Source organism: Shewanella mesophila, from assembly GCF_019457515.1.
Classification (GTDB): Bacteria; Pseudomonadota; Gammaproteobacteria; order Enterobacterales; family Shewanellaceae; genus Shewanella; species Shewanella mesophila.
The window spans coordinates 2,816,157-2,837,333 of sequence record NZ_CP080421.1; the positions used below are offsets into that span (position 1 = coordinate 2,816,157).

Below are 21,177 nucleotides of genomic sequence, written 5' to 3' on the forward strand. Positions count from 1 at the left end.
TATTGCTCATGTAATCGTTATATTTTGGTCCAGTGCTTAAGTTTAGCTTTCAGTCTAAGCATTGCCTGACTAAGTATCTGGCTAACACGAGACTCACTAACATCAAGAACGGCACCAATCTCTTTTAAATTTAACGCTTCGTCATAATATAACGACAAAACTAAACCATCTCTTTCTGGTAATAATTTGATGGCTTCAACTAAGGCGGCATGAAATTGATCTTCAGCTAACGCCTCAAAAGCATCATCCTGATGTCCATCATCTTGGCTAACGACATCGACCGATACACCAAGATCTTCAATTCCAACTACTTTTCCAACTGATACATCATTAAGAATATGATGGTACTCATCGAGCGACATATCAAGTCGATCTGCAATTTCATTATCTTTTGCATCTCGTCCTAGCTCTTGTTCTAGCTCATCAATCACCTGAGCGACTCGTCTTTGATTGCGATGAACAGAGCGGGGAACCCAGTCTCCGCGCCGTATTTCATCAAGCATTGAGCCTCTAATTCTAATGCCAGCAAAGGTTTCAAACTTCGCCCCCTTACTGCCATCAAATTTGGTTGACGCCTCTAACAATCCCATCATACCGGCTTGAATTAGATCATCTAATTGAACGGAAGCTGGCAAACGAGCTAATAAATGGTGAGCAATCCTTTTAACCAACGGTGCATACTGTTCAACGATAGACGTCTTATTATCTAAACAAGTATACGCAGCGGCTTTACTCACTCGCACGATCCTCTTGATATTCAGGACGTTGCACTAGACGTTCAACAAAGAACTCCAAGTGCCCACCAGGCTGTTGTGGTACGGGCCAACTAATGATTTTATTAGCTAATCCGTGATATGCAATTGATGCAGGCGATTTAGGAAATGCTTCTACAATCAATTTTTGTTTACGAACGGATTTACGAAGATTTTCATCAAATGGAATCGTTGCTACCAACTCTAAAGCAACATCGAGGAAGCGATCCGTTACTTTGCTAAGTTTAGCAAATAACTCCATTCCTTCGCGTAAACTTCTAACCATATTAGCAACAATTTTAAATCTAAATACACCATGTTCACGACTTAAAATCTTAATTAGCGCATAGGCATCTGTGATCGACGTGGGCTCATCGCACACAACAATTAACACATCCTGTGCGGCACGCGAAAAGCTAAGCACCATATCTGAAATCCCGGCCGCAGTATCAACCACTAAGATATCAAATTGTGTCCTCATCTCGCTAAAAGCACGAATAAGACCAGCGTGTTGCGCCGCGGTTAACTCGACCATAGCCTGAGTACCAGAAGTAGCAGGAATGATACCTATACCTTTAGGGCCTCTCACGATAATATCATCGAGATCTGCATCACCGGAAAGCACATGGGACAGATTACGTTCGGCCCTAAGGCCCAACATCACGTCAACGTTCGCCAATCCAAGGTCAGCATCAAGCACAAGCACACGCTTGCCTTTCTCTGCCAACGAAACCGCGGTGTTAATGGATACGCTAGTTTTACCTACGCCACCTTTACCACCGGTCACGGCGATTACTTTTACTTTTTCGTTATATGGTTGATTCATCATACGTAAACCGCTTGCTTGATCCCGACTCATTGTTTTACTCAAATGCATAGGCCTGCTCATGAGACCTTTCAATGTTTCTTATTGGTTGCTCTTTCTTATCTAGTACTGAAAGCGCTTGATTTGCCAATGCTAGTGTATCTGCAACCTGCATATCTTCTGGAACTCTTTGCCCATCAGTAACATAACTTAATGGTAACCCACTTTGGATCAATACACTTAATGCAGGTGCTAATGCGACAGACTCATCCAGCTTGGTTAATATCGCTCCCGATAACGGGATTCTAGCGAACTGTTTTACCGAATCTTCAAGCACTCTTCTTTGACTTGTTGATGACAGTACCAGATAACTGCGTATAGGTAATCTGCTATTTGCAGTTAAATTATCTAGTTGCTGAAACAATCGCACATCTCGCTGCCCCATTCCTGCCGTATCTATCAATACTAGCTTGCGATTACGAAACTGATAAAGTATTTGTTCCAATTCATTTAAATCATGAGCCTGCTTTACCGGACACCCCATTATTTTGCCATAGGTTGCCAATTGCTCAAAGGCTCCAATGCGATAATGATCGGTTGTTATCAATGCAACTTGATCTGAACCATGATGTGCGGCAAATCTTGCGGCTAATTTTGCGACACTGGTCGTCTTTCCAACCCCAGTTGGACCGACGAATGCTACGACACCTCCCTGACGCACAATATCATCCCCTTGATTATCTAACATGTTTGCTAGACTTCTTGGCAATGTTTTGATGAGTTCGGCAGGGGAATAATGTTCACTCAGATTTGAAAGCTTACTCGCGACTTCCGGTGAAAACTCCGCATCAAGCAAACGACTCTCTAACATAGCCCCCACAGGGTCAAGACGACTCTTCTGCTCAGTGATAAGTGAAGTCACCTGATGGGTTAACAAATTTCGCAAAGATGCCAACTCCTCACGCATTAAGTCTAATTCTGCACTAACTGGCGCCGTCTTCTCTTTCTTATGATTAAAGCTCGTTTTGGCTTCATCTAAACGAGGCATCTTAGGTTCATCATGAGGGGCTTGTAATCCCTTCGCCCATGCTGGCATGTCTAATTCTTCATTACTGCGATTTATCTGCTGATTAACGCGGCTTTGTTGACGCTCAAGCAAGGCTTGCAGGGAATCGGCTACTGGAGCAGGTTGTTTTTTTGACTCGGTTTTTACCGGTTGACGACCGATAGACACTTTCTCTTCGGCGAGATCTAAAAAGGTCGAGGCAGCATTAGCTGAAGCAGGCTTAGTTGCCGCGGGCTTGGGTTCGTCGTAATCGACTGCAGCTACAATTTCGATGCCACCGGTGACTTTTTTATTTGACATAATAACGGCATCTGAACCTAACACTTCTTTGACTTGGGCCAGAGCCGAGCGCATATCTTTTGCTAAAAAACGTTTAATTTTCACCTAAATACCCTCTACTGGCCTACCGCAGACACGATGCGGATTTGTTTTTCATCAGGCACCTCTTGGTAAGAGATCACCCGTAAATTTGGAATGGTATGTTTAACAAATCGTGACAGTGTCGAACGTAACATACCAGAGGTCAGTAATATCGCTGGCTGACCAACCATCTCCTGGCGCTGGGATGCATCGAGTAGCGATTTTTGCATCCGTTCTGCGAGGCTAGGTTCAATATTTGGCCCTTCACCCCCCGTAGCCTGCATTGACTGATGCAACATCTGTTCCAATTCTGGCGCCAAAGTAATGACAGGTATTTCAAGCTCTGGGCCGCTTATTTCTTGTACGATCATACGTTTCAAGGCAATACGCACAGCGGCGGTCAATACTTCGGTGTCGTTACTCTTAGGACCGTACTCTAACAAGGTTTGTACGATTGTCTTAAGGTCGCGTATCGATACCCCTTCATTAAGCAGGTTCTGCATCACTTTCACCACAGTACCAAGCGACATCACATCAGGAATAAAGCCTGTCACTAGCTTAGGTGAATGCTTAGCCAGCATATCCATAAGCTGTTGAACCTCTTCATAACCAAGTAGTTTAGATGCATTATTGGTCAGTAATTGGCTCAAATGTGTTGCAACTACCGTGGCAGCATCGACTACCGTGTAGCCTAAGGTTTGCGCGTGCTCCCTTAACTCTGGCGCAATCCACACCGCCTCTAACCCAAACGCAGGATCGGTTGTCTCAACACCATCGAGCTTACCGTAGACTTGACCAGGGTTAATCGCCAATTCACAATCATGACGGATCTCCGCTTCACCCGATGCAACGCCCATTAAGGAAATGCGATAGGTGTTTGGCGATAGGTCTAAGTTGTCACGAATATGCACAGCAGGCACTAAGAAACCCAGCTCCTGCGACAGCTTTTTACGTACGCCCTTAATTCGACCTAACAACTCTCCACCCTGCCCTTTATCTACCAGAGGAATAAGTCGATAACCGACCTCTAAACCTATGGTATCGACATGCTGTACATCATCCCAACTAAGCTCTTTAGGTTTAGCGTCCCCCGCTGGTGCGGTCGACGTTTTGGCGAGCTCTAGCGCTTTTTGACGGTCCTTATTTTGCTTGTTATGAATAAAATATGCGCCGCCAGCGGTCGCTAAACCGAAGGTGAGAAATGCAAAATGAGGCATGCCGGGTACTATGCCCATAATAAGCAAAACGCCGGCGGCAATAGATAGAGACTTTGGACTATCGAACATTTGGCTCATCACCATTTGCCCCATATCGCCAGATTCATTCTGGCGTGTGACCATCAAGGCTGCCGCTATTGATAACAATAAGCCAGGGATCTGCGCGACAAGACCATCACCAATCGTCAATAGGGTATAAATCTCTACTGCGGTTGAAAAATCCAACCCATGTTGGGCCATACCGATAACAAAGCCGCCCAATATATTGATGACCAAGATCATAATACCGGCGATCGCATCACCCTTAACAAACTTAGAAGCACCGTCCATTGCGCCATAGAAATCGGCTTCTTTGGTCACCTCTGCACGGCGAATACGGGCTTGATCTTGATTAAGTACACCTGCATTTAAATCGGCATCAATTGCCATTTGCTTACCAGGCATAGCATCCAAGGTAAAACGCGCACTCACTTCCGAGATACGCCCAGCACCCTTAGTCACTACGGCAAAGTTAATGATGATCAAGATCAGGAATACCACTAGACCAACAGCATAGTTGCCCCCGATAACCACAGAGCCAAACGCCTCGATCACTTTACCTGCAGCATCCCCACCGTTGTGGCCTTCGAGCAGTACAATTCGCGTAGAGGCGACGTTAAGCGCCAAACGCAGTAGGGTAGCGACTAAGAGTACGGTAGGAAACGCAGCAAAATCGAGGGGACGATCGGAGTAGATAGCAACCAATAACACCACAAGCGCTAGCGCAATATTGAATGAAAACAGAATATCGAGCAAGAATGCAGGCATGGGCAAAATGATCATGGCAAGTGCTGCCAATACTAATACTGGTGTGCCGACACCTTTAAAATCAGCAGGTTTAACCTGCTTAATCTGACCAAGAGTTGCTTTAAAATCCATCAATTTCGCGCCTAAACTTTGACATCTAGATCTCTAAAAGCAAAAACTGAGCCAATTTAAGTTGATAATTGATCTATATCTAATCACATAGGCATAAAAGAAATAAATGATTGAAATGACGCAATGTGCATGGCTTGAGAAGCCAAATTAATATTTCAATTCATCGGGAATAGGCTGATTTTGCGGGATCGGGGTCGGGCGTTTGCCCCCCTTTTGCTGATATTGTCTTAATTGGAACACATAAGCGAGTACCTGAGCGACCGCAGTAAACAGACCTTCAGGGATCTCTTGCTCTATCTTAGTCGTATGATATATCGCTCTTGCTAGCGGCGGCGCCGATACAATGGCGACATCATGCTCTCTGGCGATTTCTCTGATCTTAAACGCCACCTCATCAACGCCTTTGGCTAACACATAAGGTGCTGCGGCCTTTGTAGAGTCATACTTAACAGCAACGGCATAATGCTCGGGGTTAACCACGATGACATCAGCATTAGGCACCTCAGTCATCATACGGCGCTGAGCCATTTCCCGCTGCATTTGACGCACCCGACCTTTAACCTCAGGTTGGCCCTCAGTATCTTTATATTCGTCTTTAATTTCTTGTTTGGTCATACGTAATTGTTTGTTATGGTTCCAAATTTGAAAGGGAACATCGATAACGACAATGATAACTGTGGATGAACAAAGAATAATAAACATCCAAACTAATAGGTCTAGCGCATTATAAACATTGCTCGGAAGATGACCTTGAGACAGAGTTAAAATATCGAAAAAATAGTAACGTAGAAGAAGGTATGCCATGATAGCAACCACTGAAAACTTAGCGATCCCTTTAGTCAACTCGACTAAGGCTTGAACACCAAACATACGTTTAAAGCCACTCATAGGGTTCATCTTACTTCCCTTAGGCATAAAAGCCTTAACAGAGAAAGTGATCCCACCAATAACTACATTGCCTAAAAATGCAACAAGCGCTAAGAAGCCGATAAAACTGGCCATCGGAATAGCAAGCTCACTGCCCACGACCTGCCATACATTAAACATGCTGTTAGTATCAAAAATGGCAGCCCTATCCATAGTGAATAGCTTTTCCATCAGCCTGACTAGCGCAGCCCCAAGATCGGGACCAAGCATGGCAAAGCCGACTGCCGCCGACATCAATACCGCAGAAGTGCCTAGCTCTTTGGAACGAGCAACCTGACCTTTCTCTCGCGCTTGTTCACGCCTCCTGGGGGTGGCCTCTTCGGTTTTTTCTTGACTAGAATCATTCTCAGCCATCAGAAACTCCCATCCGTACTGCACTGCAACTCAAGAATATTACAGAGCAATAATTGTGCCGAATGCCAAACCTCATCAAAATGCGCCATGATTGGTGTCAATGTTAACCATAAGATGATCAAACCGCTGACCATGGTTACCGGGAAACCGATAGCAAAAATATTCAACTGTGGTGAAGCTCTCGTCATAACACCGAAGGAGAGGTTAATTAGCAGCAAGGCAACGATAGCCGAGATAGACATAGTCAATGCCGCGCCAAACATATACGCGCCCCATTCAGCCAGCATACGATAACTCGCGATAGAGATGCCCTGAGTCGATACGGGAATGGTATCGAAGCTTGCGACTAGCATACGGATCAATACAAGGTGACCATCGACAGCAAGAAAGATCATCGTCGTCAATAACAGAAAAAAGTTACCAATAACCGGCGTTTGTTGGCCCGAGCTAGGATCGACCATAGAGGCAAAACCTAAACTAGTCTGCATACCAATAATCTGCCCTGTCAGCACAAATGTTTGCATGATAAGCAGGGTCACAAAACCCATTGTCACACCGATCAAGATCTGTTGCGCAGTAACAAAAACCGCCGACAATGAGAACAAGTCAACATCGGTATTGACGGGTAAAACTGGGGCTATCGCAAATGTGATGGCAACGGCAAGTAACAGTCGAACCCTTACAGGCGTAGTATTGGCGCCAAACACCGCCATCACCATGAGCATGCTCGAGACGCGGTAAAGGGGCCACATATATGCTGACAATGTCTGCATTATGGTGGACATCAAGATTTCCATATCAGCCCCCTATCAGCTGAGGTAAGCAGAGTGACATTGCTACCCCAAGCATCATGACTAGCCTATGACCATAGGGATCATGTTCACCATTTCGAAGAAAAACTCCATCATGGTTTGGACCAATAAGTGGCCTAAGAACATCAATGCAAATAATGTAGTAAGCAGGCGCGGCAGGAAGCTCAATGTCTGTTCGTTAATCGATGTCGCCGCCTGAAAAACCGCAACAACGAGACCGATAACCAAACCCGGCACAATGATCATCGACACTATGGTCACGATAACCGATAGGGCTTCACGAAAAATATCAATGAGGGCTTCGGGTGACATTGCCGCTCCTAAATCCCAAAACTGTTTGCTAAGGTGCCCATGACTAAACTCCAACCATCAACCAGTACAAACAGCATGATTTTAAAGGGCAATGACACAATCATAGGTGACAACATCATCATACCCATGGCCATCAGAATACTCGCCACGACGAGATCGAGTACTAAAAATGGGACGAATAACATAAAACCAATTTGGAAGGCTGTTTTTAATTCACTCGTTATAAATGCAGGGATCAACACACTCATGGGCGCCTCTTCTGGCGATTGAATATTCTTATAGCCAGAGATCTCGACAAAGGTTTGTAGATCGGTGATCCGCGTTTGAGCCAACATAAACTCTCGCAGAGGCCCTTTTCCGGTATCGAAGGCCTGATCTATGGTCAATGTCTCGTCGATATAGGGCTTAACTGCATTATCATAAATTTTGTCAAATACCGGTGCCATGATGAAGAAAGTCATAAATAGACTCATGCCGATCAGCACTTGATTAGACGGCGTCTGCTGCAAGCCAATGGCTTGGCGCAAGATTGATAACACCACAATGATTCGGGTAAATGATGTCAACATAATGACCATCGCAGGCAAGAAGCTCAGTGCCGTCATCAGCAATAAGATCTGCATGGTCACAGAGTACTGAGTCGAGCCATCTGGCCCTGTTGTCACGGTCACAGCCGGTAAGATGCCATCTTGTGCCCAGGCAAACTCCGGAGTTAAAAATGCAATAAATAAACTCGCTAAGATTATAATCCACTTCATGATTGTGATGACTTTGCTTGACGTAGACGGCTCGCAAAGGAGTCTTGTTCTACTTTAATAGGATTATCGAGTTTATCGATAAGTGTGACTTGTTGACTGGTAACACCGAGCAGATACTGTTGACCATCGACCTCGACTAAGACCATCTTCTCTCGCTGGCCGAGTGGTGTTACCGCTAAGGTTTTTAGCACCCCGTGGCTAGTAGGCACCAGCTTTAACCGCTTAACTAGATAGGCAAGTAAAAAGATCAGCCCAAGTACGATAATCAAACCACCCAACATATTAGACATAGTTGTTAGGGCGGGTTCACGCTCTACTGTCGCCTGTGTAGCGCTACTGCTTAGCGCAGTTGCCATCAAGGATGACATTCCCATGAGCCTTACCTCTACTTGAGCTTTTTAATTCGCTCAGTTTGGCTAATTACATCCGTTAGGCGAATACCAAACTTATCGTTTACCACAACCACTTCGCCATGGGCTATTAGAGTACCGTTTACCATCACATCTAATGGTTCACCGGCAACGCGATCAAGCTCGACCACAGAGCCTTGATTCAATTGCAACAAGTTACGAATATTGATAAAACTGCGCCCGACTTCCATCGAAATAGTGACAGGAATATCCATAATCGTATCTAACTTAGCGGCTTCCTCTTCGGTCAAAGGTTTTGAACTATCAGCAAGTTCATCTAATTCTACCGCCTGAGCTTCTTCGATCGCTTGCTCAGCCATTGCAGCAGCCCAATCATCACCAGTATCTTCTGTGCTCATTATTTTTACCTTTAAAACTTATCAATTAATAGCGAACTAAATATTGCTAATCTCTTTCGCCTTGCTTTTTTTCCTGACCAGCTGTAGTTCCGACTTCACCGTTTCAGGTCGTGGAATTTTCTCTCTGATATTCAACGCTAGATTCTCTCGTGAGCGACCTAACTTACAGCGGTATGTTGGTAAATCTTCAACACGCAACACAATATATTCAGGCATTTCGATAGGGATTATATCGCCCGCTTTAAAGCCCAGCACATCTTTTAAAGATATTTTCTTCTCAACAATAGTGGCATCCATCCCGACTTCCACATCCATGATCTCATCTTTCAACGCCTGCGACCAACGCATATCGGTATCTTGAGTATCACTCTGCACACCAGCGTCGAGCAGTTCACGGATTGGCTCAATCATCGAATAGGGCATGGTGATATGAAAATCACCACCACCACCATCGACTTCAATATGAAATGAGCTAACGACGACCACTTCCGTAGGACTAACAATATTGGCCATTGCTGGGTTAACTTCTGAGTCTAAATAATCAAACTCAACGTCCATTACTGGCGCCCAAGCTTCTTTATAATCTTCAAAAATGATCTTTAGTAGCAACTGTACTATACGACGCTCTGTCGGAGTAAATTCACGCCCTTCGATCTTGGCATGAAAGCGACCATCGCCACCAAAAAAGTTATCCACTAAAATAAATACCAAGCGCGCTTCCATGGTGATCAGCGCAGTCCCTTTTAACGGACTAAAGCGCACCATATTCAAACTTGTTGGTACAAATAGCGTGTGTACGTACTCACCAAATTTAAGCATCTGCACGCCGTTAATCGACACTTCGGCGCTGCGGCGCATCATGTTAAACATGCTAATTCGCAAATGCCGCGCAAATCGCTCATTCACAATCTCGAGTGTCGGCATCCGTCCGCGGACGATACGATCTTGCGAAGAGAAGTCATAAGAGCGCGCATCTAGCCCTGCGTCACCAATATCATCCTCTTCAACGTCATCGACACCATGCAACAACGCATCAATTTCGTCTTGGCTTAATAGATCACTCACAATATCGCCCTATTTGGTTAAAGGTTACTGATCTTAGCATCATTGCATTACAAACCCAGTAAATAGCACCTTTTCAACAACCTTACGTCCAGTAACTGGCTGTAAGGTGTTTTGCACATTCAGCAGTGCTAATTGCCGTAATTCATCTTTGCCAGCTAACGAACTCATTTTTTGCACATCTGCACTACTAAAAGTAGTTAATAATGCATCTTCAATCAGCGGGATATGTTTCTTTATCAATACGTCATCATCTGAGCCACGAACCATTAATTGCACTTTAATTTCAACGATGCGTGAACGACTTTGACCAGGAAGATTAAACAAAAATGGCCTTGGCATACCAACATAGAAGGCTTCTCTGCTGTTAACAGGTTCCGTTTGCTCAGTCTGAGACTCACCATTCATGTCTTCGGTTTGTGGTTCACTTGACCCAAGAAAGAACCATAATGCTCCCACTACGACCAGAATCACCACAAGACCGATAGCGCCAAATATGATCAATTTCTTCTTGCTTTTGGGTGCCACGTTTTCTTCAAGTTCTAACGATTCTTCTTCAGCCATCTCAATTCCCTATCACAACTCAATATCATTATGATTTTTAGTACTTATTACCATACTTAGTATACAGCTAACTCTATAGGTTACCTGCTTATGCATAATAATCTATACCTGAACGATAACTTGTTGTGCTATTAGAGGCGAATACGCTTTCTTCTGCTGATATTTCATCCATATCAGAGCCCAAACTGTGCCCATGACCATGATTGCCTTCAGACTCTCCCTGCTGATGATTACTTCCCTCTTGTGAAACATGACTATCACTGAGCTGCATACCTTGCTCTGCTAACAACTCTCGCAAACGGGGGATCGCCTGTTCAACAAGATCTTTGGTTTGATGCTGCATGACTTGAAATTGAACCTGAGTTTGATCGCCCTGCACCTGAATTCGCACCATCATATGGCCAAGCTCAGGTGGATCAAGACGAATTTCGGCATGTTGCACGCCTTGTTTTACCATGGTCAACAGCTGCTGTTGCATAACAGGGGAAAACTTCTGAATCATCTCTTGTATATGTTGGGCAGGCTCGCCATTAGGCTTTATGGAAACTTGGTATTGCGCTGGCGTTTCAGTTCTAATATTGGTCGCAACATTCATCCCTTGATTTGTAGGCTTAGGGTCACTCAATTGGGTTCCTATCGCATCGATACCATCTGCGTCAGCGGCCATAGTAACCGAAAGCTTAGCACTATTAAGATCAACGCCATTAGTCACTGTGTTTGCTTGCGCGGCTTGAGCAGTTTTCCCAGTTTGAGCAAGACTCTGCTCTGGCGATAACGCTGATTTCACAGCCAAATCACTGTTAACATCGCCAAGAATAGCTTTACCTTCAGTCGATGTTCCAAGCACAGATGCGGGATCTCGAGCCTTACTTATTGGCAATACCGGATCACTTGTCACTTTCTCTGCAGCCAAAGGCTTATCAGTAACCGAAGCGTTGATGGCTAAATTGAGATCAATTTGCTCTCTGCCTTTTTCAACTCCAGGAGCCTTCGCATCAAGCTCACTAATCAGCTTATTTGCTTGCTCGATAAGAGATTTCAGCTCTGTAGGCATAGATTTTTGATCGAATCCTTGCAGCGCAAACTTATCTACTTCGACCAACAATGCTTGTAGCATTTGCGGTGGAAGCTCAATCAGTTGGTCCTTGTCTAACCCTGTCTGCTTGACAAGGCTATCAAGTTGAGTTGGTGTTAGCTGATCAATTAAATTTTTATTCGGGAATCTGTTGGTCTCATCATCAAGTGGAACGTCTTCAAGTGGAACGTCATCAGATAGCGATATGCCATCGGTCTCATCGGGCAGCGTGATCTTGATTAAGCCAACTTTGTCACTCGCATACTGTTGTGAAGCGGCCTGCCCTAAATCCTCTTGATCAACTTCAAATTCTGGCTCGATTAGCTCAGCATTGGCCAGCGGCAATTGTCCGCCGTCGGCGGCAACAGACTCATCTTCGGCAAACTGTGCTGCAAGATTTATTTGCGCCAAAACATTGGAAACATCATCACTCTCTTCCTGAGCGTCATCTACTGGTTCATTAGAAATGACATCAAGCTTATCGAGATCACTGCCAGCTTTCTCGTTCGTACTAACTGATCGTTTGGGAGAAGATGCCTCAGCCAAGGCTAAAGAAAAGTCTTTATTTTCAGAGGAGTTAGAATCCGACTTATTTGACTGCACCATTTGCTTTTCGGTACTAGCCTCGACTGTAGGTAACAGTACAGTATTCATTTGTGGCATAAATCCTCCAACACTCAACATGATAATCAATCGATATAATCATGCTCTCAGCGTCAATAATTCGCTATTGCAATAGTCTAGATTCAGAAATAAAAGCAAATAAAGTGCCAACTATGTTGTTAACATGATACTCAAAGAAGATCGCAACAGTGCGACAAGCTGCACCTCAAGGCTAGACTGAAACGATCATCTTCGCTTTCTAAAGAACTGCTGTGAAGCAAACTCGTCTGTTAGCTTCTGCTCCTGTTTTAATTCGACTAATTGACGTTTTACTGCTTTTTTTTCCAGTAGCAATTCCACTGCTTTACGCTTTTGTTGTTTGCCTTGCCAATACTGCTGTCCTTTCAAACGTTGCTTATCAGACTCAGCGACGGCAAACAGTTGCTTAGTAATTGCCTCATCGATTTGACGGATGAACTGATGAAATTGATGATAATTACTGGCGCTAATCACATGACCCTGTTGCTGCTCCATCTGTTTCATGTAATCAAGGCGATATTGCTGCAATGCGGTAAGTTGATCTTGGCATTTCTTGTGGATGAGCTGTGCGGACTTGAGCTGCAGAGCCGCCTGCTCTTCAGCCTCTAAGGCTAACTTAAGCACTGTATCTAATGGGTCATGCTTTGCCATTCAATCCTCTACACTCTCTTTGAAAAAACGAAAATGATACTATGAAGTTGATTATACCTGACACTGAGCACTCAATTGACCGAGCATCTGCGCGCTAGAGTCAAAACTAATGGCATCTTTCATCGTTTGACGTAAAAATGCATTCATTGCCGGTTGTAACCTGATTGCGTTATCGATTCGCGGATCGCTGCCTTGGGTATAAGCACCGATTGAGATGAGATCGCGATTCTGCTGATAAAGAGAATACATCTGCTTGACGCGCCGAGTCGCTTCTAGGTGTGCTTCAGATATCACCATAGGTGCCACACGACTAATAGATGCCTCGACATCTATAGCTGGATAATGACCTGAGTCGGCCAACGTCCGAGACAGCACGATATGACCATCTAAAATGGCTCGAGCGGCATCGGCTATCGGATCTTGTAGATCATCACCTTCGGTTAATACCGTATAAAAGGCAGTAATTGAGCCTTGGCCAGCCCCACCGTTACCAGCTCGTTCAACTAACTTGGGTAGCTTGGCAAACACCGAAGGCGGATAACCTTTGGTAGCAGGAGGTTCTCCCACCGCCAATGCAATTTCACGCTGCGCCTGAGCATAGCGTGTCAAACTATCCATCAGCAGCAGGACGTTGTAACCCAAATCGCGAAAATATTCAGCGATACGAGTGGATGTCTCACAGGCTCGAAGACGCATTAACGGTGACGTATCAGCAGGCGCGGCAACAACAACAGAACGAGCACGCCCCTCTTCACCTAAAATTTCTTCGATAAACTCTTTCACTTCTCGGCCACGCTCACCCACCAGTCCGACCACGATAACATCGGCTGTGGTGCCACGAGTCATCATTCCCAGCAGCACACTTTTACCGACACCAGAGCCCGCAAACAAGCCCATACGCTGACCTTTACCAACGGTCAGCATGGCATTAATAGCGCGAACCCCAACATCCAATGGTTCCGTGATCGCTCGCCTTGCAAGCGGGTTTATCATCGCGGCATGGCGCGGCGCCTTCTGATCGGTATGAAGTTGTCCAAGTCCATCTAGTGGTACGCCGTTACCATCAAGCACTCTACCAAGCAAACCTAAACCGACATTCAGCCCTGTTTGCTCCCCTAATGGCGTAACACGAGCGCCAGGCATGACACCTCTTAGCTCTTCAATCGGCATAAGATAGAGCAGCTCATCATCAAACCCAACGACTTCGGCAATCAAATCACCAGCCATGGTGGCAATGCTACATAAACTGCCTACAGGAGCTCGACATCCAGTCGCTTCAAGCGTTAGGCCAACCACACGCACCAGCTGCCCACTGGCATCAGGTATAAAGGGATGAACTTTCTGGGTATGCTGCTTAAGCTTACTCAGCAGTTGGTGTTGTCGGCTCTGCATCTTGCGGACCTTCGGCATCGGATGACATATCTTCGCTAGGCTCATCGCCAGCAAGGGATGGGTTCTCTATAGGATCGGTATTAGCAGGATCGGACTCGGATGCCAGCGCTTCTGTTTGCTTAGCCTTGCTTGACTGCTGCGCCAACTCCTGTTGCTGCTGTATTTTTTGCTGTTCGAGGTGATTGTCGCTTTGAACTAAGTTTTCAAAAACCGCTTTGATTCGAGTTTCTAACCCCATATCAACCCTACTACGAGTATTGTTGATGATACATTCGCCAGGATTAATCGAAGGGTCTGATTCCAACTCCCAACGATTTTTTTGTAATTGCTGGGCATCATACAAGTGTTCAACAATCAGCAAATCATCAGGATGCAGTCGTACATGCACACCCTGCTCTTTCAATGGCAGGGCATCGATGCCCTGACGAAGCGCCGCCAAAATATGTTCAGGATGAGTTTTAAGCTCGTGACCAATAACCGCTTTAGCTAAGGTCATACTTAGGTTTAGTAGTGATTGTTCTATTTCGGTGTCGACAAGTGCAAGTGGGGCAACCAATTGTTGCATTAGTAATTCAAACTGCTTCACACTTTGCTGAGCATCAAGTAATCCTTGTTGATAACCTTGCTCTTTTCCTTGAGCATAGCCCTCTTCGTGCCCTTGCTCTAACCCCGTAAGTCGCCCTTTTTCTAGCCCCTCTTGATAGCCTTGCTGCTGACCTTGCTCAAATCCCTCGGCCTCGGCTTCGGCTCTAATAGCCTCGATCTCAGCTAACGTAGGTGGCAAGATCTGTTGTTCAACTTCGGTGACTTCTCTTTGGGGCACAGTACGACCAAACATATTCTGCTTTGGCGATTCATCAACCACAGTTACATCGGGAAGCTGCCAATGGCTAAAGTCAGCATTTTGCGAGTCGCTCGGTGTATGGTCGTCCGCTGGTTTACCCATTATAAGAACTCATCTCCACCGCTACCGCCGAGGATAATTTCACCCGCATCACTTAAGCGTCTAGCAATCGATAAAATCTCTTTCTGAGCCACTTCCACTTCACTGATGCGAATTGGCCCCATGGCTTCTAAATCATCTTTAAGCAGCTCTGCTGCACGCTTAGACATATTGCGCAGGATCTTCTCTTTGAGTTGTTCATCTGCGCCTTTAAGTGCCTTCATTAATACATCTTGTTGGACTTCACGCAGTAAGGTTTGAATTCCCATATCATCGACATCTACCAGATTTTCAAACACAAACATCAAGTCTTGGATCTGCTGCGCCATCTCTTCATCAGATTCGCGCATGGTCTCCATTAGCTGACTCTCAACACCGGTATCGAGATAGTTCATGATGCTCGCAGCGGCTTTTAAGCCGCCCATTTTGGCAGCTTGTGCACCACCTTGGCCTGCGAACTGTTTCTCCATGATATCATTTAGCTCTTGCAATGCAGCTGGCTGCACCTCTTCAAGATTTGCGATACGCATCATCAAATCTAAGCGGGTGTTTTCTGGCGCTTGAGCAAAGATCTCTGCAGCTTGATCGGGTTCTAAATATGACAATACGATCGTTTGGATCTGCGGATGCTCATTTTGAATAATGGTCGCCACTTGCCTTGCGTCCATCCATTTAAGCGACTCGAGACCTTTAGCCCCGCCGCCCATAATGATCTGCTCGATAAGATTGCCGGCTTTATCTTCGCCAAGTGCTGCTGTCAGGGCCTTTCTGACAAACTCTTCACTATTGAAACCAATCGAAGAATACTTTTGTACCTCTTCGAGGAACAGCTTGTGCACACCAATGACTTTACTTTGACCAAAGTCCTTCATCGCAGCCATTGACATACCGACCTTTTGAACTTGCTTAGGCTCGAGATGCTTTAATATTGAGGCCGCATCGGCTTCACTCAGACTAAGGAGCAAAATAGCGGTCTTCTCGATGCCCGTTAAGTCATCGACATTAAATTCACTTGAAGCGCCAGCGGCGGCTACCTTCTTATCATCACTCATTGTCTTGTAACCACCCTTTAACTACCTGTGTTGACAATTCAGGCTCATTGGCAACCAATGCGCGTATAGCCTTAATCATATCATCATCTTTATGTAGATCGGGGATCAAAATAGAGCCATCGTCAGCATAACTGTACTCCGCATCGGGACGATTTAACATGCCCAGAGTATCTGCTGCATACTGATCTTCAATTTCTGCTAGTTCACCGCCTAAAGAGGGTTCATCAGGCATATTGTTGGCATCAGGATAAATGAGTCGCTTGAGCATTGGGCGTACAACAAAGATGATTAACGCCAATATAATAATGCCACCCATGACTAATTTGATTGCGCGCCAGAACCAAGGTTCCTCCCACATTTCAATGGCAGGGGCTTCCTCTACCAGTTGATCCATAAATGGCACGGTAACCACCTCAATCATGTCACCTCTCTGAGTATTAAAACCAACCGCGCCCTCAAGTAAACGTCTGATATTTGTCAGCTCTTGCTCGGTTCTGGCAACCCGAGAAACTTGACCGTCATCCCCCGCAGCGCCTGTCTTAAAGTCGACTGCGACAGAGACACTAACGCGTCTTACCACACCAATTTGCTGGCGTGTATGGCTAATCGTCGTATCGAGTTCGTAGTTGCGCGTCGCCTCTTTGTGGCTCGAGCCTGGATTAGTTGTCGACTCTTGCGCATCCGTCGCATTTTGAGGAATATTCGCTTCCATTGGCGGTTGGTTACTTAAGGCTCCTGGAATTCCGCCTGTTGATGACCCTGTAGAATTATTCTCTACCGTCATCTCACTGCGCACAGCGGGGAGATCGGGGTTGTAACGCTTAGCGGTTTGTTCAACGGCAGTAAAGTCCATATTTACATCGACTTGAGCGGTGAAATTCTCAGGCCCAAGAATTGGCATTAATATAGAATCTATCTTGTTGCGATATTCTGTTTCTTTCTGCTGAACAAGTTCGAGCTCACGTCGTGCTCTTGCCGATACTGCGTCTTGGCTGCCTGAATTGAGCAAACGTCCATTAGAATCGGTAACCGTAACCCGAGTCGGTTCCAAACCATGAACCGCAGAAGCTACGATATCAACAATCGAATCCACCTCTTCTTGCCCGAGTCCGCTACGACGAGTATTAACCACGACGGTTGCACTTGGCTTAGAGCGATTTCTCGCAAATACATTTTCTTTAGGAATGGCTAAGATAACTTTAGCGCGACTAACACTGTTGAGCTCTTCAATGGTTCTGGCTAAGTTTTGCTCTTGGCTATGTTTAAGGCGAGCTTGCTCCATCCTCTGACTCACGCCAAAACCGCTGTCTTGAGAAAGGTAATCACTTTGAGCGGCGGTATTGTCCACACCAGCTCTGCTTAGCATCATTTTGACTTGTTGATATTGATCTTCTGGCACCTTTAATACATCAACATCAATTTGATATTTAACTTTATTTTTATCTAAAACATCCAGTACCTGCACCATCTCGTCGGTACTCATCTTCCCGAGAGGACGGTATTCTGGTTCTTGGGCCCATAACATAACAAACACGGCCAATGCCAAGCAGATGGCTAACGCTAAGATCATAGTGACCTGGCGTAGCATGTCGACGCCGCCAAAAGCACCGCCACTTGGCTTATGCTCTTCTTGGACTCCACCGGCTAACATATCACCTGTCGAGTTTGTTCCCACTACCATATCTGTGCTCACTATAGATACCTGCTGTTTTGAGTCGTCATATTATATTGATCATTAAAGAGAGACATTACTAAGAACCAAGCCTATTAAACAGGCATGCTCATGATCTCTTTATAAGCTTCTACCAGTTTGTTTCGTACCTGCACGGTTGCTTCAAACGCGACACTGGATTTCTCTCGAGCGATCACGGTATCAGACAGGGTCACTCGGGTGTCCCCCATATCGAGGCGGCTTTGTAATGAAGACGAGTTGGCTTGAAGAGAGTTAACACTGCCAACGGCTTGAGAAAGCAGATCTCCAAAATCGCTGCCACTGGTATTGGCTACTTGTTGACTAATGCCAGAAGTAATTGCCCCAGGCTTAATTTCGCCTGAAAGCGATTGCATCTCTTGTAATAGTGAATTGGCACTTATCTGCATATTAACCTCGCACTCGCCGTTAATTTGACGAAAAATCAATGTTACTTAGGTCTATGCAATATTTTTGCCAAACTGAATTTGTGACAAAATTTTGTATTAGAAAGGAAACGAAAATAAGGTGAGATACCAAGTAAATCACCTTATTTTAATATGAATCTAGCGTCGTTTACGCGGGGATTTGGATACCAGCATCTCTCATTCTCGCCATCTTATACCTGAGGGTTCGAGCACTGATCCCTAGCTTTTCAGCAACCAACTTTCGACTGCCTTTACATTGAGACAATGTTTCTAAAATAATGACATGTTCCTGCGCTTTTAATTCATCCCCAAGCCCTTCTGGCTCGCTCAGCTTGTCGGCAGTAGCATTTAAAAATGCTGGATCTATCACCACATCTTGGGTATCGATAATAATATCGTTTGCTGTAATTAGCTCACCAGACTGTAAAATCATCGCCCGCTGAACCACATTATCTAATTCACGCACATTACCAGGCCATCGATAGGCAAGTAATCGCCGACTAGCAGCCTCATCAAGCTCAGGGGCTTGAGCAAGCCCAGCTTGCTTGGCATGCCTCAGCACTAGATGCCGCGCCAAAGGCAATATATCGGCAGGCCTTTGATGAAGCGCGGGCCATGTTAATGGGAATACATTGATACGATAATAGAGGTCTTCGCGAAACTCTCCCTTATCAGCATAGGCTTTTAGATCTCGGTTTGAGGTGGCTAACACTCTCACATCGAGCTTGATCGTTTTTCGACCGCCTAACCTTTCAACTTCACGTTCTTGTAGTACGCGCAGTAGCTTAGCTTGTAACCCCAAATCCATTTCGGAAATCTCATCAAGCAGTAAGGTACCGCCTTGAGCTTGCTCAAACTTCCCTGGACACGCTTGGTACGCTCCGGTAAACGCCCCTTTCTCATATCCAAAAAGCGTTGCCTCAAGCATATTTTCAGGTATAGCTGCGCAGTTTATTGCAACAAAAGGACTATCACGACGGCTACTATGTTGATGTATATACCTAGCCAATACCTCTTTACCCGATCCACTCGGCCCTAAAATCATGACTGAAGCTTCAGAATTAGCCACCTTTTGTGCTAATGCCAATAATGCTAAACTTTTCTCATCGGCAACAACGGGCTGGTTCTCAACCAATTTCGGCTTAAGGTAACGAGATACTTGATTTAGCAATACCTCTGGAGCAAATGGTTTGGCAAGGTAGTCAACAGCGCCAAGTTTTATCGCGCTAACGGCATTATCTATTGTCGCAAACGCCGTCATTAATAAAATGGGCAGTTGGCTACAATGTTGTTGTAAATAATTGAGTAACCCTAAGCCACCAATACCCTCCATCTGCACATCGCTGATCACCATGTCAAAATGATGCGATTTTAGCGCCACTATAGCTTCTTCGGCAGACTCAACATCGACGCACTCATATTGAGCTAATAGTAAGGTATCCACCAATGCTTCTCTTAATGAAGCATCATCTTCTACCAGTAGGATTTTTGCTTCAGCCATGATCAAGCTCCTCATTGGACTTAGGAGTTATTGCAGGCAAGACAAATGATGCAATGCAGCCTTGTCCTTTTATACAATTTAATTGCAGGCGCCCGTGATGATTGGCAACCACTGTCTGCACCACTGCCAAACCTAAACCCGTACCTTGTGCTTTGGTGGTAAAGAAGGGTTCCAACACTTGCTCCTGCATCGATTTATCTAGCCCTTTACCATTATCGATAACTTCAAATTTTATTTGCTCCTCAACATCGACGGCTTTAATAATGATGTGGCTTGCTCCAGCCTCGACACTGTTCATCACCAGATTATTAATTGCTGAACTTAACGCCGATCGATTAGCCATAAAAGCTAATGTTGAGCCAACCTCTAACTGCAGCTGACACCCTTTACGCTGTGCGATTGGCTCACAATTAGCGATCACGGCATCAATAACATCATGCATAGTCGTGATATCCGTCAGTTCCTGCTGCTTTCCTTTCGCCATCAGCAACATATCATCCACTTGCTGAGAAAGTTCATTAAGTCGATCAATAAGCTTCGATTGGAAACGCTGCCTCGCATCCAACCCTAATTTGGGGCTGCCTAGATTAGAAGCATAGAGCAATGCGGCTGACAGTGGCGTTCTGACTTGATGCGCGAGGCTCGCCACCATTTTGCCTAAAGCTGAAAGACGCTGCAGATGAGACAAGTTTTTTTGTAGTAAGCGGGTTTCGGTGAGATCCGTCAATACGATCAGCTGACCTGGTTCTGGTGCCAATGGCGTAATCGCTAACTTTACCCGGCGACCATTTTTGAGCGACACTTCATGACCATCGTCATGTTGCGGCGAAAATGCTCGGGTGATTATTTGTAGCCAGCGCATACCAATTAACGGATGACCAAGGAGTTGAACTGCAACTGGATTAGCTTCAGTAACAAAGCCATCTCCATTAATAATGACAACGCCAGATGGCATTGCCTGCAGTATATGTTCCATTCTACTCGACATAGCATCGTTCGCGACGGGAGCTATCGCTAAAGGAGTCGCCTGATTAAGGGGGTCAAAGTGTAGTTTGGGGATAGCGGACATAACCACTCCGTCAATAAATTGCTGCTAACGGAACAAATGCAGTTATTATGCCAATAAA

The 21,177-nt window shown here is 45.3% G+C and carries 21 protein-coding genes; all 21 read right to left on the bottom strand.

The window, feature by feature from the left end:
* Window positions 1-17: 17 nt before the first annotated feature.
* Window positions 18-737, bottom strand: a complete 720-nt coding sequence (locus tag K0I73_RS12435; RefSeq protein WP_220061415.1) for an RNA polymerase sigma factor FliA — start codon at window positions 735-737, stop codon at window positions 18-20.
* Window positions 730-1,611 carry a MinD/ParA family protein gene (locus tag K0I73_RS12440; RefSeq protein WP_286670335.1) on the bottom strand — a complete coding sequence of 294 codons (882 nt, stop codon included), beginning with the start codon at window positions 1,609-1,611 and terminating at the stop codon, window positions 730-732. Before K0I73_RS12440 ends, K0I73_RS12435 begins: the two co-directional genes overlap by 8 nt.
* 4 nt (window positions 1,612-1,615) lie before the next feature.
* Window positions 1,616-3,007 (bottom strand): flagellar biosynthesis GTPase FlhF, encoded by a 1,392-nt coding sequence (gene flhF, locus K0I73_RS12445; RefSeq protein WP_220061416.1) that lies wholly within the window; start codon window positions 3,005-3,007, stop codon window positions 1,616-1,618.
* Between the two features lie 11 nt (window positions 3,008-3,018).
* Window positions 3,019-5,118 carry a flagellar biosynthesis protein FlhA gene (gene flhA / locus K0I73_RS12450; RefSeq protein WP_220061417.1) on the bottom strand — a complete coding sequence of 700 codons (2,100 nt, stop codon included), beginning with the start codon at window positions 5,116-5,118 and terminating at the stop codon, window positions 3,019-3,021.
* 147 nt (window positions 5,119-5,265) lie between these two features.
* Window positions 5,266-6,399, bottom strand: a complete 1,134-nt coding sequence (gene flhB / locus K0I73_RS12455; protein WP_220061418.1) for a flagellar biosynthesis protein FlhB — start codon at window positions 6,397-6,399, stop codon at window positions 5,266-5,268.
* On the bottom strand, window positions 6,399-7,196 hold the full coding sequence (gene fliR / locus K0I73_RS12460; RefSeq protein WP_220061419.1) for a flagellar biosynthetic protein FliR: 798 nt from the start codon (window positions 7,194-7,196) through the stop codon (window positions 6,399-6,401). Before fliR ends, flhB begins: the two co-directional genes overlap by 1 nt.
* A 57-nt stretch (window positions 7,197-7,253) precedes the next feature.
* The gene (locus K0I73_RS12465; RefSeq protein ID WP_220061420.1) at window positions 7,254-7,523 is read right to left on the bottom strand and encodes a flagellar biosynthetic protein FliQ; all 270 of its coding nucleotides are present in this window, start codon (window positions 7,521-7,523) and stop codon (window positions 7,254-7,256) included.
* An 8-nt stretch (window positions 7,524-7,531) separates the two neighbouring features.
* Window positions 7,532-8,281, bottom strand: coding sequence for a flagellar type III secretion system pore protein FliP (gene fliP, locus K0I73_RS12470; RefSeq protein WP_220061421.1), 750 nt, complete (start codon window positions 8,279-8,281; stop codon window positions 7,532-7,534).
* Complete coding sequence (gene fliO / locus K0I73_RS12475) at window positions 8,278-8,655, bottom strand: flagellar biosynthetic protein FliO (protein WP_220061422.1); 378 nt, start codon at window positions 8,653-8,655, stop codon at window positions 8,278-8,280. Before fliO ends, fliP begins: the two co-directional genes overlap by 4 nt.
* 11 nt (window positions 8,656-8,666) lie before the next feature.
* Window positions 8,667-9,050, bottom strand: coding sequence for a flagellar motor switch protein FliN (fliN, locus tag K0I73_RS12480; RefSeq protein WP_220061423.1), 384 nt, complete (start codon window positions 9,048-9,050; stop codon window positions 8,667-8,669).
* Window positions 9,051-9,086: 36 nt separating this feature from the next.
* Window positions 9,087-10,115 (bottom strand): flagellar motor switch protein FliM, encoded by a 1,029-nt coding sequence (gene fliM, locus K0I73_RS12485; RefSeq protein WP_220061424.1) that lies wholly within the window; start codon window positions 10,113-10,115, stop codon window positions 9,087-9,089.
* A gap of 39 nt (window positions 10,116-10,154) precedes the next feature.
* Entirely contained in the window at window positions 10,155-10,676 is a 522-nt protein-coding gene (gene fliL, locus K0I73_RS12490; RefSeq protein ID WP_220061425.1) for a flagellar basal body-associated protein FliL, read from the bottom strand.
* Window positions 10,677-10,764: 88 nt separating this feature from the next.
* Window positions 10,765-12,414, bottom strand: coding sequence for a flagellar hook-length control protein FliK (locus K0I73_RS12495; protein ID WP_220061426.1), 1,650 nt, complete (start codon window positions 12,412-12,414; stop codon window positions 10,765-10,767).
* A 186-nt stretch (window positions 12,415-12,600) separates the two neighbouring features.
* On the bottom strand, window positions 12,601-13,044 hold the full coding sequence (gene fliJ, locus K0I73_RS12500) for a flagellar export protein FliJ (RefSeq protein ID WP_220061427.1): 444 nt from the start codon (window positions 13,042-13,044) through the stop codon (window positions 12,601-12,603).
* 51 nt (window positions 13,045-13,095) lie between these two features.
* Window positions 13,096-14,436 (bottom strand): flagellar protein export ATPase FliI, encoded by a 1,341-nt coding sequence (gene fliI / locus K0I73_RS12505; RefSeq protein WP_220061428.1) that lies wholly within the window; start codon window positions 14,434-14,436, stop codon window positions 13,096-13,098.
* Window positions 14,405-15,385 carry a flagellar assembly protein FliH gene (gene fliH / locus K0I73_RS12510; protein ID WP_434086722.1) on the bottom strand — a complete coding sequence of 327 codons (981 nt, stop codon included), beginning with the start codon at window positions 15,383-15,385 and terminating at the stop codon, window positions 14,405-14,407. The genes fliI and fliH overlap by 32 nt, the downstream gene beginning before the upstream one ends.
* Window positions 15,382-16,431, bottom strand: a complete 1,050-nt coding sequence (gene fliG / locus K0I73_RS12515; RefSeq protein ID WP_220061430.1) for a flagellar motor switch protein FliG — start codon at window positions 16,429-16,431, stop codon at window positions 15,382-15,384. Before fliG ends, fliH begins: the two co-directional genes overlap by 4 nt.
* Window positions 16,424-18,112: a flagellar basal-body MS-ring/collar protein FliF gene (fliF, locus tag K0I73_RS12520; protein WP_220064371.1), complete on the bottom strand. Its 1,689-nt coding sequence runs from the start codon at window positions 18,110-18,112 to the stop codon at window positions 16,424-16,426. The genes fliG and fliF overlap by 8 nt, the downstream gene beginning before the upstream one ends.
* An 86-nt stretch (window positions 18,113-18,198) precedes the next feature.
* Window positions 18,199-18,531 (bottom strand): flagellar hook-basal body complex protein FliE, encoded by a 333-nt coding sequence (gene fliE, locus K0I73_RS12525; protein WP_220061431.1) that lies wholly within the window; start codon window positions 18,529-18,531, stop codon window positions 18,199-18,201.
* Window positions 18,532-18,697: 166 nt separating this feature from the next.
* Window positions 18,698-20,050 carry a sigma-54-dependent transcriptional regulator gene (locus K0I73_RS12530; protein WP_220061432.1) on the bottom strand — a complete coding sequence of 451 codons (1,353 nt, stop codon included), beginning with the start codon at window positions 20,048-20,050 and terminating at the stop codon, window positions 18,698-18,700.
* Window positions 20,043-21,119, bottom strand: a complete 1,077-nt coding sequence (locus K0I73_RS12535; protein WP_220061433.1) for a sensor histidine kinase — start codon at window positions 21,117-21,119, stop codon at window positions 20,043-20,045. Before K0I73_RS12535 ends, K0I73_RS12530 begins: the two co-directional genes overlap by 8 nt.
* Between the last annotated feature and the right edge of the window lie 58 nt (window positions 21,120-21,177).